Here is a 14,084-nt window from a genome sequence, read left to right as displayed (position 1 = left end):
AAACGGACAAACGGCTGATTGCGCCCGCTTGTCCGGGATCAGGCACCGACGCCAAAATAAGTTTTCACGACAAAACCAATGAAAAAGGTAAGAGCCGAAACGCCGAGACAAATGATCGCCATTTCCCAAAAGCGCTGTTTGAACCCGATCTTTTTCGCAACATCCATGTAATAGCTGAAAATAAATATAATGGACACAGAGATCATGACGGTGATAAGAAGAGCCAGTATATATTGATTATTCGGTACCAGGAAAAAAGGCAGGACGAGCAGAACGACGGTGAAAATATACGAAAATCCTGTATAAATTGCGGCAGTAGCTGCTTTTTTAATATTCCCTTCCGATCTTTCCGCCATAAACTCACTTGCTCCCATCGACAGTGAAGCGGCGATGCCGGCTATAAGTCCGGCGATCGCAATCATCATCGAGTTGGACATTGATAAAGTAAAACCGGCCACGCTTCCCGTAATCTCGACAAGGGCATCGTTCATGCCAAGAATAATTGCACCGACAAAATCGAGACGGCTTTCCTTTAATTGACCGATCAGCTCCTTCTCCGATGCAACAAGCGAGCGGATTTCTCCGATTTTCTCCAGGGACCGTCCGTCGTTTGAGACGGAAAGGCGGCGGATCCGGCGTTCCTTCTTTCTCATCAGCCATTGAGTGACAAATGTAAATCCCAGCAGCCGTGCAACGAAAACTGTCACGTTGAACAGACTGCGGATATTGCTATGAATGTCTTCCGCCTGCAGAATCCGGATCATCTGCCGCTCTACCCCGGCAAGCTTTGCGTAAACCTGACGATTGTGCACCAGTTTGGGATTTTCCTGCCAGTATTGGTAAAGCATCGACTGAAGTAATGCAAGTTTCCCCAAAAACGACAGATACTTCTCATCTTTTGAACTCATATTAAAATGACAACGGTCCTTTCCGCTTAATTTTTACGGAACATTTTCTATTTTGGCAGCAACTGATTATTATAAAAGAAGATAAAATAACGGATTCAATCGAACGGAACGCTTCGCAATGCATCCATAATAGCACGGCTTTATCATGCTTACAAGTATAATAATTATTTTTTTATAATCAAACTAATGGACCCCTATGTATTGATTTATAGGGATCCATCCTCTTAGTTTCATAACTGATTTTAATTATCATTATCGACTACCATTATTTTTTATCATTTATAATTCGGCCTGGTAACTGATGAATTATCGTTTTTCAAGGACGCCGAGTTCTTCATCCAGTGATGAAAACTGCTGCTCAACGACGAATCTGGCATCTTTCAGTGCCTGATTATAAACCAGCGGCGCACATTCATTCATGAAAAATGTCAGCAGATTCTCGGCCCCGATCAGACCGAGCCGTTCATGATTCGCATCAAAATAATAGCTTTGCAGCTTATCAAGCAGTTCTTTCTTCTGAGCTCTTGTCAGATCCATTTTAATCCCTCATTTGCAAGGCTTTTTAATTTCTTAGAAAAAACACATCAATGAGCATGGACGTGCACGCTCCTGGCATGCAGATAGCGCACTCCCGTAAGAATGGCACAGATCATGCAAATACCGGCCGAAGCAAGGAAAACAATGTGCATCGCGTACAAAAAGATATCCGGCCGGCCTGAGATTAAACCGGTCACACGGTAGCCTGCTTTCATACTCATGCTGAAAAACAGCAGCGTTGTAGCAAAAGTGATCCCGACGATCATACCAAGATTTCTGATCAGCGCATTAACGCTTCCCGCGCTTCCAAGCTGCGATCTTGGGACTGTCGACATAACAAGCGAATTATTCGGCGATTGAAAAAAGCCGCTTCCCACCCCCATCAGCGCCGTAAGAAAACCAACGTAAGCCGCCGGACTCTCCGCGTTTAAGAATCCCAGACCGATCTGCGAAGCAACGAGAACCATCAGCCCGATAAAGGTCAGAATTTCCGAACCGATTTTATCAGAAAGTGCACCGCTCAGCGGAGCGACAATAGCCATCGCAATCGGGAAAAGCATCAGCACGAAACCGGAATCCCGCGCCGTCAGCCCCAGAATGTCCTGGGTAAAAAAAGGAGCGATGATATTGAAACAAAAATTGGAGACAAACACGAGAAAAGCGCAGATGATACTGACTGAGAAGAGTCCGTTTTTAAACAGTCTCAGCTGAAGCATCGGATCCTCTTTTTTACGCCACTCAACCTCGATAAAAATAAACAGCAGAACCGCGGCAAGAAGGATAGACGCGATAATCCGTATATCCTGATAGCCGACATTCTGCCCGAGCAGGAGCCCGGTGAAAAACAGAATGATAAAGGCGGCAAAGATCAGCGTCCCGCTTTTATCCAAACGGCCCTTCGATCGATAGATATCCTTCGGAAGCATTCTCCAGCCGAGAAAAATGACGACGATTCCGATCGGAACATTGATCCAGAAAATATAATTCCAGCCGAGCGAATAAACGATAAATCCGCCGAGCCCCGGTCCGGTGATGCCGCCAAGCGAGACGAACGTGCCGATCAGTCCGAGGGCGCGTCCCCTTTCTCTTCCCGGAAATATATCCGTCGCAATCCCGAAGTTATTGGCCATTGTCATTGAGGCCCCGATAGCCTGAACGACTCTTGCAGCCAGAAGAAACGGGAGATTCCCGCTCAGTCCGCAGAGCAGCGAACCGATTATAAACAGAATGGTGCCGATACGGAATATCAAAATTTTGCCGAACATGTCTCCGAGCCGTCCGAACATCAGGATAAACACGCAGATAACCATCAGGTAAATGGTAACGACCCATTCACTGTTCGCAATCGGCAGGTGAAGCCTATGCGAAATATCAGGAAGAGCTACATTGACGATGCTTGCATCAAGAGTGGACATAAAGGTAAACAGATTGAGGATAATGAGGATGATCCAGCGTCTTTTCTGCACCGATTCATCCTGCTGATAGGAGGTTATTTTTGATACATCAGATACCATTTTGCACCTTCTTACACATGATTTCAGTTTTTCGAGCTCTGGGGAAAGGACACAAGTCAGACAAACGAAAAGATACCACAGTATTCTCTCCTGTGATACCCTTCGATTCGCGTCATTATGAACAAGTCTCCCAGATACAGGATGAAGATGGATTAAAACAAGCCGGTCGCCTTGCCGTCAGCGCCGACATCCATGTTCAGAGCAGCGGGACGTTTCGGCAGGCCGGGCATCGTCAGGACATTGCCGGTCAGAGCGATAATGAAGCCGGCACCGGCCGACACTTTCAGCTCACGCACGTGGATGGTGAAGCCTTTCGGCCGCCCGATCTGTTTCGGATCGTCCGAGAGCGAATATTGTGTTTTAGCGATGCAGACAGGAAACTTATCCCATCCGTTTTTTTTGATGGAAGCCAGCTGTTTACGTGCTTTGGGGGATAATTCCAGATCCTTGCCGCCGTAAACCTTCGTAACGATGGCAGACAGTTTGTCTTCGACAGAATCGTCCAATTCGTAGAGCGGTTTGAAATGATTTTCCCGTGATTCTACCGTATCGACGACCAGTCGGGCCAGCTGTTCCCCGCCCCTGCCCCCGTCTTCCCATACATCGGCCAGGGCGACCGGATGGCCGTTTCTCGCACACCACTCCTTGACAAAGGCCACTTCACGATCCGTATCAAAAATGAAATGATTAATCGCAATCACATAGGGCAGACCGAACGAGCGGATGGTTTCTATATGGCAGGCAAGATTCTCCATGCCTTGCGCCAGTGCCTCCATATCTTCATGTCTCAGTTCTTCTTTCGTCAGGCCTCCGTGCATCTTCAGCGCACGGATCGTTGCGACAATGACTACGGCACTCGGTTTGATATGGCCGGCCCGCGTCGTAATATCGAGAAACTTTTCCGCACCGAGGTCTGCACCGAAACCTGCCTCTGTGATCAAATACTCCCCGAGTTTCGCCCCTATTTTAGTGGCAAGCACGCTGTTGCATCCGTGGGCAATGTTTGCAAACGGACCGCCGTGTACAAAGGCCGGCGTATTCTCGAGTGTCTGTACGAGGTTAGGATGAATCGCCTCTTTCAGGAGAAGCGTCAGCGCACCTTCAACTTTCAGATCCCTGACAAAAACCGGTTCTCCGTCGAAAGTATAGGCAACCAGCATTTTGCTGAGACGTTTCTTCAGATCATCGAGATTGACGGAAAGGCAGAGAATGGCCATAATTTCTGAAGCGACCGTGATATCAAATCCGTCTTCGCGCGGCACCCCGTTTGTTCTTCCCCCGAGGCCGACGATGACATGCCGGAGTGCACGATCATTCAAATCAAGCACACGTTTCCAGACGATCCTGCGCGGATCAATATTCAGCTCATTGCCCTGATAGATGTGATTGTCAATAAAGGCGGCAAGGGCATTGTGAGCCGAAGTAATCGCATGAAAATCGCCGGTAAAATGAAGATTGATGTCTTCCATCGGGACAACCTGCGAATAGCCCCCTCCTGCGGCTCCTCCTTTCAGCCCCATCGTCGGTCCGAGCGACGGTTCACGGAGCGCAATAACCGTCTTTTTTCCGATACGGTTCATCGCCTGCCCGAGCCCGACGGTCACCGTCGATTTTCCTTCTCCCGCGGGCGTCGGGTTAATCGAGGTCACGAGAATCACTTTCCCGTCCTTTTTACCATTCAGTTTTTCTAAAGTATCGGCCGATACTTTAGCCTTATAGCGCCCGTACGGCTCCCAGTCTTCTTCGTCAAGGCCGAGTCCGCCGGCAATTTCGCTGATCGGCGCCAGTACGGCTTCCTGTGCAATTTCAATGTCTGATTTCACCGTTTTTGCATCGCTTGTCATTTTTATTTGATCACCCATTCGGAAAATGAATTAGTACATCCATCATAACATATTGTCTGCTATGATTCGAAAAATTACTGCTTTTTATCAATGCGGTTCTTGATGTATGCTAGTGTTATCACATAAAGCGAATAAGCGGGGTGGCAGTGATTGATTGAAGTTTCATTCGACGGGGCGGCAAGCGGAAATCCCGGGCTTGCCGGAGGAGGACTGTACATAAAATTGAACGGCGGGCGCGAAGAAAGACAGACGTTTCCGCTTGGCATTCTGTCAAGCAACCATGAAGCGGAGTTTGCGGCACTGGTAGCGGCACTCCGTTTCTGCCTTAAGCGGGGCTACCTTTCCGTTTCTTTCCGAACCGATTCACAATTGGTCAATCAGTCGTTGGAAAAACGGTACGTCAAGAAAGATATTTATAACCGTTATCTGCGGGAAGCACTCGAACTGATCAAACAATTCGATCTTTTTTTCTGCAAATGGATTCCTGACCGGCAGAATGTCAATGCGGATTCCCTTGCACGTCTTGCCATCCGCGAACAGCAAGTTTCTCCGGATCGAGAGTGCGATCATCAATGACTCTCAAGCGGATACTTGCCGCAGACGGCAGTCGGATCTTTGATTTTCGTCAACTGGCAGCTCCTGATGTCCAGGCCGTTATTTTATTTATGGCATTCTTCTTTCCTGCTGCAGACCGAGCTGCAGAAAGCGACACCCGCAACCCATGTCGGAATTATCTTCACGATGGAACCGCTCTTTGCACTGTCGGCTTCCGCCCTGATCCAGCATGAGCAGCCGGGAAAAAGCGAACGGGCGGGCTGTATCCTGATACTTGCCGGCATGCCGCTGGCCGAGCGGCCGCGCTAAGTCCTGGCCGATTCAAAGCGCCGGCCGGCATATGAGATCCAATTCAACGCCTATATAACGAAACAGAGCGTCTCATCGTCGAAAAATCGGCTGGTGAGACGCCCTTTTATATCCCCGGCTTGACTTCCGCTGTTTCCCCGTATCGGTTTGTTCAGACGGAAGTTTTTTTAATCTATGACTCAAGTCTGCGCCATCAATCAGCGCTTCAATGCCTTATATTCCTTCGTTAATTTCATAAACTGTGCTTTATCCCTAGAATCAAGGCTTGCATCAATCGCGGACTGAAGCTGCTTAATTTTTTGATTAAATTCCATTTCATCCAGGATCATTTGGGCATACATTTCGACAACTGAGACTTTCGCCTGCTGTTCTTTATAAAGAACAAGCGCTTTTGTATTCTGCTGGAAAGAGTGATCGTTGTTCATCTTCATTGCCCCCCTTTGCACTTTTAACCATTCTACACTATTTATCTGAAAGTTACAACCATTTTCAATTATTTCCCACTAACTTTTCCAATTATTTAGATAAAGGGGTTTTCTGCTTTCTTAAAACAAAAAGAAGGAGGAGCAAACCTGCTCCTTCTCCTTTTTATCCATATTATTTTCTTAACAGCAGCGGCCGTTTAGGCCCGTTTTTCTTCATTTTCAAAAGTGCTGAGAACGTTGTCTGCCTCTGCCGCGGTAGCCGCTGTTCTGCCGCCGCTCAAATTCCCGCGGACGGCTGTAAAAGCTTTTGCTTCTGCCGCCGTGCTGCTGAGAATGATGGCTGCTCCTTTTAACCATCAGCGGTGCTTCACGGGTCAGGCGTACCGGTGTCGTATCCGGTTCTTTTGTCAGGACCTTCAAAGCAGCGGCAACCACGTCTTCTGCGTCATTGTCGGACAGCAGCTCCATTGCCTTGGCCTCATATGCGTGGTAATTGTCCTTCTCAAGAGAGCTGCGCAATGTATCCACAGCTACTTTCTGCTGTCCCGCAAGTGCTTCTTCATAGCTGGGGGCGCTGACCTGTTTCATCGGCTGTTTCGTTAAACGCTCGATCGATCGTAAATGCGGGAATTCACTCGGCGTAATGAACGTCAGCGCCAGACCCGTCTTGCCGGCACGGCCGGTACGGCCGATGCGGTGGACATAGCTTTCAGGATCCTGGGGAAGATCAAAATTGTAGACGTGCGTCACATTGCTGATATCAAGACCGCGGGCAGCAACATCTGTGGCAACCAGCAGTTTGACTTCGTTCTGCTTGAAACGGCGGAGCACAAGATCCCGTTTGGATTGCGTCAGGTCGCCGTGAATCCCTTCCGCTTCATATCCCCGTTTCTGAAGAGCACGCATCAGTTCGTCCACCCTGCGTTTTGTCCGTCCGAACACAATGGCGCGCTCAGGCATCTGAATATCGAGAAAGCGGGTCAATATATCAAATTTCTCCGATTCCTTCACCTTTACATAAATTTGCTCAGTCAAAGAAACCGTTAATGTTTTCGCTTTGATCTGGACTTTTTTAGGATTGTGCATAAACTTTTCGGCAAGAGCCTGAATCGGGCGCGGCATCGTTGCTGAAAAAAGCAGCGTCTGCCGTCCTTCGGGCGTTTTTTCAAGAATTTCATGAATATCGTCAATAAATCCCATATTCAGCATTTCATCAGCTTCATCAAGAACGATGATTTTAATCTGGTCGAGATGAATGGTATGGCGTTTGATGTGATCGAGCAGACGGCCCGGCGTTGCGGAAATAATGCTGGGACGTCTTTTCAAATCGCGGATTTGTCGTTGGATGTCCTGACCTCCGTAAATCGCCACTGTCCTGACTTTCTTATAGTAGCCGAGTGCGTTTAATTCCTGAGCGTTCTGAACAGCAAGCTCACGGGTCGGTGTGATGACAACGCCTTGAATCTCATGGTCGGAGGGATCTGCAGATTCGATCAACGGGATGCCGAATGCCGTCGTTTTACCCGTTCCCGTCTGTGCCTGTCCAATCAGATCGACACCGGTCTTAGCCACTGGAATCGCCTGTTCCTGGATGGGGGTCATTTCCGTAAATCCCATCCTGTCCGTCGCTTTCTTTATTTCTTCACTCACTTCAAGTTCTGAAAATTTCATTAAACAATAAAGTCTCCTTTTATAATGCATTCAGTTTTATTTTAGAAATGATTAGGCATCCTCCGCGATAGTGGACGGAAAATGCCTACCAAGAATTGAGCAAACATGATCTTCATTTTCAAAAGCAAACCTCTTCCATCCTTATGATTGCCTAAACACATAGTTTCACCATAACATGTACAGAAATGAAATGCAACGAATTAGGATATTTCCTTTTGTTAAACCTTTTATTAAAAAGGAATGATCGGCTTCACTGCGGATCTCAAGCAGGATTATTTAATAATCCGGTATATCATGGTATATTAATGTGTAACACAACACATTGATACGTGTGATGACGGGGCATAATTCTGAAAGAGGAATGAGGGACACTTTCAATGATGGAGACACAGAAACAGCCGACGCTTATTTTCATGTTCGGTGCTACCGGTGATCTGGCCCGGCGAAAACTTTATCCGGCTTTCTACCAGCTGTATAAAAAAAATCAGGATTTTGCCGTGATCGGACTGGCAAGGCGTCCGCATACCGACGAATCCTACCGGGATTTGATCAACCAAACGCTGCCGAAGTCGTCCGAAGACCGCAGCAGCTTTCTCGATCGCTTTTACTATCTTCCGCTTGACATCGAGCGTCCTGAAAATTTCAGTACGCTGAAAGAGCTGAGCGACCGGCTTGACGGGCAATACGGATTAAAGGGGAACAGAATCTTTTATCTGTCCCTCGCACCGCGTTTTTTCGGGCTGGCGGCAAAACATCTGAAGAATGCCGGTTTAACCGAGACATCGGGATGGAAACATGTCATTATCGAAAAACCTTTCGGGCATGATTTTGCGTCGGCAAAAAAGCTGAATAACGACCTGCTTCAGGTTTTTGATGAAAAAGAAATCTACAGAATCGATCACTATCTCGGAAAAGAAATGATCCAGAATATCGAAAGCCTGCGATTCGCAAACCCGATCTTTGAATCCGTCTGGAACCACCGTTATATTTCCAATGTGCAGATCACATTAAGCGAAACACTCGGTGTGGGCGAACGGGCAAGTTATTACGACCAGACCGGCGCCCTTCTGGACATGGTCCAGAATCACATTATGCAGATGATCGCGCTGACGGCCATGGAGCCGCCGAGCCGTTTTGAAACAGAAGAAACCCGGTACGAAAAGGTTAAGGTCATTCAATCGATCCGGCACGCATCCGCCGAAAATATTTTCAACCAGGTAGTCCGCGGACAGTATACAGGCGGCGTCCTGGCGGACGGGACTAAGGTGCCCGCCTATCGCGATGAAGAAAAAATCGATAAAAATTCGAACACGGAAACATTTGTCGCCGCCCGCTTTTTTATCGATAATTATCGTTGGTCCGGCGTCCCCTTTTATATCCGGACGGGGAAACGAATGAGCGCAAAATCCACGGAAATTGTGATTCAATTTAAGGATAATCCGAAAAATCCATATTTTTACCATCTAAATGACGCCGCACCCAATCTTCTCGTGGTCCATGTTCAGCCCGATGAGGGTCTGTCGCTGAAACTGAACGTGAAACAGTTTAACGAAACAGGAAATACGATGCCGATCACGATGAAATTCTGCAATAATTGTGCGAATGAAGGCAATACGCCCGATGCCTATGAACGGCTGCTGGCAGATTGTCTGAAGGGCGACTCGACAAATTTCACCCGCTGGGATGAAGTAGCCTATTCTTGGTCGCTGATGGATTCAATCGTTGCTGCCTGGTCGGAAAAACAACTGCCGCTTGATCACTATGAAGCCGGGTCGATGGGTCCCGCCTCGGCGGATCAGCTTCTGGCGAGAGACGGCTTTCACTGGTGGCCGCTGACAACAACTGTGTAAACGGACTTAAGAAACTAATTGGAGGTTTAACGTTCCGGGTCGATGGGCTCCGTGAACGGTAAACCTCCACTTTTCATATTCATCGCCGGAAAAGCGGAAACAGAGTTGCATCCGCTGGTTCAGGACAGAGCCGCTGTTCTGATCCGGGCGACTTCCTCGTTAAACGCATCGATCAGCCGTCTGGCAACCGCACCCGGCCGGCCTCCGGCAATCAGCTGATTGTCGATCCGGACAACCGGTGTTACCTCGGCACCGGTACTCGTAATGAAGACTTCATCGGCAGAGAAAAGCTCCTCCGTTGAAAAGAGCCGTTCCTCGACCGGGATGCTCAGCTTTTTCGCCAGACCCAGTACAAAGAGGCGTGTAATGCCGTTCAGAATAAAATGGTCGGCGGGATGAGTCACCAGCCGCCCCTCTTTTACAATGAACACATTGCAGGACGATCCTTCGGTGACCGTATTCCCCCTGTGAAGAATTGCTTCTTCAGAACCTTGTTCGTGCGCCTCCTGTTTGGCAAGCACATTGCCGAGAAGATTTAGCGTTTTGATGTCGCAGCGCAGCCAGCGGATGTCATCGATCAGGCTTACTTTTATTCCGGCTTCTCCCGGGGCACTTCGACGCGGCAGATTGATAGCGGATCCCGTCAGCACACTCTCCGCCCCTTCCGGAAACAGATGCTTGCGGGGAGCGGCTCCGCGCGTGATTTGAAAATAAATCAGCCCGTCGTCAATCTTATTTTTTTCGATCAGCGTCTGCAGATTGTCCGTCAAATGACCGATGCTGTACGGCAGCTGAAGTCTCAGTTCCCCGGCGCTCCTTTCAAGCCGTTTCATATGCAAATCAAGCAGGAACAGACGGCCGCCGTAGACTCTGATGGCTTCATAAATACCGTCGCCGAATTGATAGCCTCTGTCCTCCATATCCACCCTTCCCCGATCTCTCGGCAAAAATTGATCCTGATATAAAATCGTCGCCACAGCCCGATTCCTCCTCACAGCATGATAAGATTCTTTCTTATAGGGATAGTATATTCTTTATATTCAAAATAAACAACGCTTTTCCCGATGGATCAAGTTCCTGAAGCGTTATGAATCCTTTTTCATAAACTGGAGCAGCCGGGAAGACAGCTTGATATAGCCCTCTTTATTCGGGTGAAAGTGATCCTCGTACAGAAGGGACTGGCCCTTGCCGTGGAAAATGTCGAAAGTCGGGATGAAAAAAATGCGATGGAACTTCCCGGCAATCGTCCGGCTGTTATTATTCCATTGATTAAGAATGGGGACAAAATCCCGGTTTGCGCTGCCGAGATAACTTTCAAACGGATTGTATAAACCGAAGAAAAATATGGGAGCAGAAGGATTCAGCTGACGTATTTCCGTAAAAATTTCATTAAGATTTGCAGAAAATGTTTTTTGCCGGGCTAAAAAATCACGGGTCTGCAGATCCATGAAATGATCCCTGAGCACCCGAACGAGATCATTGCCCCCGATCGTCAGAAATATCGTATTCGATTGTCTGATATTTTCTTTAACATCCGGCCGTTTCAAAACCTTTAACAAATCCCCCGATGTATCCCCGATATGTCCGAAATCCTTAAATGAGACCGATTTCACATTCTTTTGGCTCTTGAGGGACGCTGCCGCCAATCCGACGTAGCCGTTGCTTGTCCCGCTGCCGACTCCTTGAGTCAGCGAATCGCCAAGAGCTGTGATCCGGTAAGACAGCATTTGCGTTTTTTTGTGCTGCGGAGCCGTTCTCTGCCCTGTATAGCGATAAATTCCGTAGCTTCCTATGGAAATCAATGCCAGAAGTACGACCATAAGTACAACAATCTTCTTAATGATTCAGCACCCCTCTAACCCCTCTTCTCTTTATTCACTATACCACCATTGCAAGGCCAGATTTTCAATTTTCTCAGCAGCTGCGTTTTTCCCGATACGATAGCTCTCTATGTCATACGGAAACTGGGCCGCGAGCTCCAGTTTCAGTCGGCCGTAGAAGTCTGCATCCTCTTCATGAGACGCCAGATAATCACGGAAAGCAAGGTGGCGGATCACTTCTTCTGAACCTGCTGAAAATATGTGAACATGGGCAAGGTGATTATCCTCGGCATCCGTTTTGCAAAAATAGCGTCGGCCCCTGATGCCGTGTTCTCCGAAAGCCCGGTATCCGATCTTCGCCATGGCCTCGTTCTTTTTATCGACCTCATTAAGATCGCCGACCTCCGCAAGCAGATCAATGGTCGGTTGTGCAGCCATGCCCGGCACAGCGGTACCGCCGATATGGTGAACAGCCGTGATTAAAGGATGCAGCGTGTGCGAAAGCCGCCCGGCTTCCTTTTCATATGTCCGTTTCCACTCATCCCGGAACGGCACAACGACAACATGTCGCATGATCTGATCTCTCCCCTAATACTGCGAGATTTTTTACTTTATCGACATAAAATTCGAATCGATACCATTTTAGCATAGGGCCGGCCGTCTGAGCATGATTTATTTTAAAATATGACGATTCCGGCAGCTTATCCGAAATTGAAAAAGCGATGTGGATCAATTCCCCGCGGTTGAAAGAATCGTTTCTATAGCCGAACCATTCCGCGCAAAAAAGAGCCGGAAAGAAATCAATCTGCTGATTTCTTTCCGGCTCTTCACCTTTAAAAGGTTTATAAAGCTGCTTCCTTTCGGTTGTCTTTATTTCAAGACATGCCTTCGATCAATTTTTTCTTCAATCTTTTCCAGTGCCTTTTCGTTTTGAAGAATTTCAGACTTATTTTTCAGAACGAGATCTTTAAATGTATTTTTTCTTTTCATTGCTTTTCCCCACCTTCCCTATTCATTTTACATGTTCATGATAAAGCTTTAAACATACTTTTCTCGAAATGTGTGAATACTATATTATATTTTTATTTTTCCCTGTATTTTATTTATTAAACCTTTTCAAGGCCGGTATTTCTTTTTTCACACTGCAAATCGTCTGCTACAATAGAGAAGTCAGTTCACTGCTGGGAGGGTTTTTTTATGAACGAACAGATTTATGCCTATTTGGAAAAAAATCGCGCTCTTTATTTGCAACAGATGACCGATTTTCTGGCTATTCCAAGCATCAGTTCGGATTCAACGCATAAGGGCGATGTAAGAAGAACAGCGGAATGGCTGGCCGGCGATCTGAAAAGCGGGGGCGTGGAGCACGTCCGGATCATGGAAACGGAGGGGCACCCGGTTGTCTACGGAGATTATCTGAAAGCGGCCGGAAAGCCGACTGTTCTTGTTTACGGACATTACGATGTCCAGCCGGTCGATCCGATAGGCGAATGGAAAACCGATCCGTTCAGGCCGGTGATTAAGGACAATATCATTTATGCACGCGACTGCAGCGATGATAAGGGACAGGTCTTCATGCTCGCCAAGATGGCCGAGTCCATTCTTGACGTCAAAAAAGAACTGCCCGTGAACATTAAATTCTGTTTTGAAGGCGAAGAAGAGATCGGCAGCGCGCATCTCAATCATTTTGTCGATGCGCATCTCGATCTTTTAAAAGCCGATGTGCTGCTTGTCTCGGATACGACGATGGTCAGACCGGATCAGCCGGCGGTCTGTTACGGCCTGCGCGGGCTCTGCGGCCTGGAGGTGCGGTTAAAAGGCGCAAACGGCGACCTGCATTCAGGCGTATACGGCGGAGCGGTTCAGAATGCTTTGCATGCGATGGTCGCGCTTCTTGCTTCGCTGCATGATCAGAAAGGCAAAGTGTCGGTGGACGGTTTTTATGAAAAGGTCCGGCCGTTAAGCAAAGAAGAACGGGCAACGTGCGCGAAACTGTCGGATGATCGGGCTTTGATGAAACAGCTTGATGTCGACGCCCTTTACGGTGAAGAAGGCTATTCGACGGTTGCCCGGATCTGGACGCGTCCGACGCTTGAACTGAACGGCCTTTTCGGCGGATTCCAGGGAGAAGGATTGAAAACGGTCATTCCTTCGGCTGCAACAGCCAAGATCACCTGCCGGCTCGTTCCCGATCAGAATCCTGAAGCGATCGGCCGCCTGCTGAAAAAGCATCTCGAAAAGCACCTCCCGGCCGGCGTTAAACTGGATGTCGCTCTGATGGATCATGCAGAACCTTTTATCATGCCGCTCGATCATCCGGCTCTAAAGGCGGCTGACGCCGCCCTTAAAAATGCCTTTCGGATTAAGCCGGTTTTTTCACGTCAGGGCGGATCCGTACCGATTGTCAACACCTTTCATGATAAGCTCGGACTGGCGCCCGTGCTCATGGGCTTCGGACTGGACAGTGAAAATTTTCACGCACCCAATGAACATTTTCACCTTGTCAATTTTGATCGCGGCCTGAGAGCTCTGGTCGATTTTCTTTATTTGCTTCCCCGGCAGATGTAAAGGATCTTTGCCTTTCATTCCGGTTATGCGTATTAAAAAGGGCTGTCCTTAAAGGACAGCCCTTTTAAATGAAGAAGACTGAT

14 protein-coding genes are annotated in these 14,084 nt (G+C 48.0%); 4 read left to right on the top strand and 10 right to left on the bottom strand.

The features are described 5' to 3' along the window. Positions 1-38 precede the first annotated feature (38 nt). The 4 genes from Q6A92_RS14785 to Q6A92_RS14770 form a co-directional block, all read right to left on the bottom strand. The gene (locus Q6A92_RS14785; protein ID WP_332238566.1) at positions 39-875 is read right to left on the bottom strand and encodes a VIT1/CCC1 transporter family protein; all 837 of its coding nucleotides are present in this window, start codon (positions 873-875) and stop codon (positions 39-41) included. Positions 876-1,214: 339 nt separating this feature from the next. Next, complete coding sequence (locus Q6A92_RS14780; protein WP_274400701.1) at positions 1,215-1,445, bottom strand: DUF2164 domain-containing protein; 231 nt, start codon at positions 1,443-1,445, stop codon at positions 1,215-1,217. Positions 1,446-1,492: 47 nt separating this feature from the next. Further along, the gene (locus tag Q6A92_RS14775) at positions 1,493-2,959 is read right to left on the bottom strand and encodes an MFS transporter (protein WP_332238565.1); all 1,467 of its coding nucleotides are present in this window, start codon (positions 2,957-2,959) and stop codon (positions 1,493-1,495) included. Between the two features lie 152 nt (positions 2,960-3,111). Beyond that, positions 3,112-4,803: a formate--tetrahydrofolate ligase gene (locus Q6A92_RS14770; protein WP_274400705.1), complete on the bottom strand. Its 1,692-nt coding sequence runs from the start codon at positions 4,801-4,803 to the stop codon at positions 3,112-3,114. A 150-nt stretch (positions 4,804-4,953) separates the two neighbouring features. On the opposite strand from Q6A92_RS14770, the gene Q6A92_RS14765 reads away from it, so the two are divergent. Further along, the gene (locus Q6A92_RS14765; RefSeq protein ID WP_332238564.1) at positions 4,954-5,379 is read left to right on the top strand and encodes a reverse transcriptase-like protein; all 426 of its coding nucleotides are present in this window, start codon (positions 4,954-4,956) and stop codon (positions 5,377-5,379) included. A gap of 39 nt (positions 5,380-5,418) precedes the next feature. After that, positions 5,419-5,667 carry an EamA family transporter gene (locus Q6A92_RS14760; protein ID WP_332238563.1) on the top strand — a complete coding sequence of 83 codons (249 nt, stop codon included), beginning with the start codon at positions 5,419-5,421 and terminating at the stop codon, positions 5,665-5,667. Positions 5,668-5,864: 197 nt separating this feature from the next. Here the strand turns inward: Q6A92_RS14760 and Q6A92_RS14755 are convergent, their stop codons facing one another. Both Q6A92_RS14755 and Q6A92_RS14750 read right to left on the bottom strand, forming a co-directional pair. Continuing rightward, entirely contained in the window at positions 5,865-6,092 is a 228-nt protein-coding gene (locus Q6A92_RS14755) for an IDEAL domain-containing protein (RefSeq protein WP_274400711.1), read from the bottom strand. Positions 6,093-6,311: 219 nt separating this feature from the next. Continuing rightward, entirely contained in the window at positions 6,312-7,763 is a 1,452-nt protein-coding gene (locus Q6A92_RS14750; RefSeq protein WP_274400713.1) for a DEAD/DEAH box helicase, read from the bottom strand. Positions 7,764-8,140: 377 nt separating this feature from the next. On the opposite strand from Q6A92_RS14750, the gene zwf reads away from it, so the two are divergent. Further along, entirely contained in the window at positions 8,141-9,613 is a 1,473-nt protein-coding gene (zwf, locus tag Q6A92_RS14745; protein ID WP_332238562.1) for a glucose-6-phosphate dehydrogenase, read from the top strand. Positions 9,614-9,732: 119 nt separating this feature from the next. Here the strand turns inward: zwf and dat are convergent, their stop codons facing one another. The 4 genes from dat to Q6A92_RS14725 all read right to left on the bottom strand — a co-directional run bounded on the left by dat (position 9,733) and on the right by Q6A92_RS14725 (position 12,423). After that, the gene (gene dat / locus Q6A92_RS14740; protein ID WP_332238561.1) at positions 9,733-10,590 is read right to left on the bottom strand and encodes a D-amino-acid transaminase; all 858 of its coding nucleotides are present in this window, start codon (positions 10,588-10,590) and stop codon (positions 9,733-9,735) included. Positions 10,591-10,698: 108 nt separating this feature from the next. Next, entirely contained in the window at positions 10,699-11,433 is a 735-nt protein-coding gene (locus Q6A92_RS14735) for an SGNH/GDSL hydrolase family protein (RefSeq protein WP_274400719.1), read from the bottom strand. 51 nt (positions 11,434-11,484) lie between these two features. Further along, the gene (locus Q6A92_RS14730; RefSeq protein WP_274400721.1) at positions 11,485-12,006 is read right to left on the bottom strand and encodes a GrpB family protein; all 522 of its coding nucleotides are present in this window, start codon (positions 12,004-12,006) and stop codon (positions 11,485-11,487) included. Positions 12,007-12,303: 297 nt separating this feature from the next. Beyond that, on the bottom strand, positions 12,304-12,423 hold the full coding sequence (locus Q6A92_RS14725; RefSeq protein ID WP_274400723.1) for an FbpB family small basic protein: 120 nt from the start codon (positions 12,421-12,423) through the stop codon (positions 12,304-12,306). Between the two features lie 207 nt (positions 12,424-12,630). Between Q6A92_RS14725 and Q6A92_RS14720 the strand changes: the two genes are divergently transcribed. Next, positions 12,631-14,001 carry a dipeptidase gene (locus Q6A92_RS14720; protein ID WP_332238560.1) on the top strand — a complete coding sequence of 457 codons (1,371 nt, stop codon included), beginning with the start codon at positions 12,631-12,633 and terminating at the stop codon, positions 13,999-14,001. Positions 14,002-14,084: the final 83 nt, after the last annotated feature.

It is taken from the genome of Sporolactobacillus sp. KGMB 08714 (assembly GCF_036598985.1).
In the GTDB taxonomy this organism is placed as follows: Bacteria; Bacillota; Bacilli; order Bacillales; family Sporolactobacillaceae; genus Sporolactobacillus.
The sequence above is the reverse complement of the archived record's forward strand: the minus strand, read 5'-3'. Positions and strand labels throughout refer to the sequence as shown.

Bases quoted from the DNA above. Each gene is read 5' to 3' on its own strand.
- Q6A92_RS14780 (WP_274400701.1), bottom strand. From the start codon at position 1,445: ATGGATCTGACAAGAGCTCAGAAGAAAGAACTGCTTGATAAGCTGCAA.
- Q6A92_RS14775 (WP_332238565.1), bottom strand. From the start codon at position 2,959: ATGGTATCTGATGTATCAAAAATAACCTCCTATCAGCAGGATGAATCG.
- Q6A92_RS14770 (WP_274400705.1), bottom strand. From the start codon at position 4,803: ATGACAAGCGATGCAAAAACGGTGAAATCAGACATTGAAATTGCACAG.
- Q6A92_RS14755 (WP_274400711.1), bottom strand. From the start codon at position 6,092: ATGAACAACGATCACTCTTTCCAGCAGAATACAAAAGCGCTTGTTCTT.
- Q6A92_RS14750 (WP_274400713.1), bottom strand. From the start codon at position 7,763: ATGAAATTTTCAGAACTTGAAGTGAGTGAAGAAATAAAGAAAGCGACG.
- zwf (WP_332238562.1), top strand. From the start codon at position 8,141: ATGATGGAGACACAGAAACAGCCGACGCTTATTTTCATGTTCGGTGCT.
- Q6A92_RS14735 (WP_274400719.1), bottom strand. From the start codon at position 11,433: ATGGTCGTACTTCTGGCATTGATTTCCATAGGAAGCTACGGAATTTAT.
- Q6A92_RS14730 (WP_274400721.1), bottom strand. From the start codon at position 12,006: ATGCGACATGTTGTCGTTGTGCCGTTCCGGGATGAGTGGAAACGGACA.
- Q6A92_RS14725 (WP_274400723.1), bottom strand. From the start codon at position 12,423: ATGAAAAGAAAAAATACATTTAAAGATCTCGTTCTGAAAAATAAGTCT.
- Q6A92_RS14720 (WP_332238560.1), top strand. From the start codon at position 12,631: ATGAACGAACAGATTTATGCCTATTTGGAAAAAAATCGCGCTCTTTAT.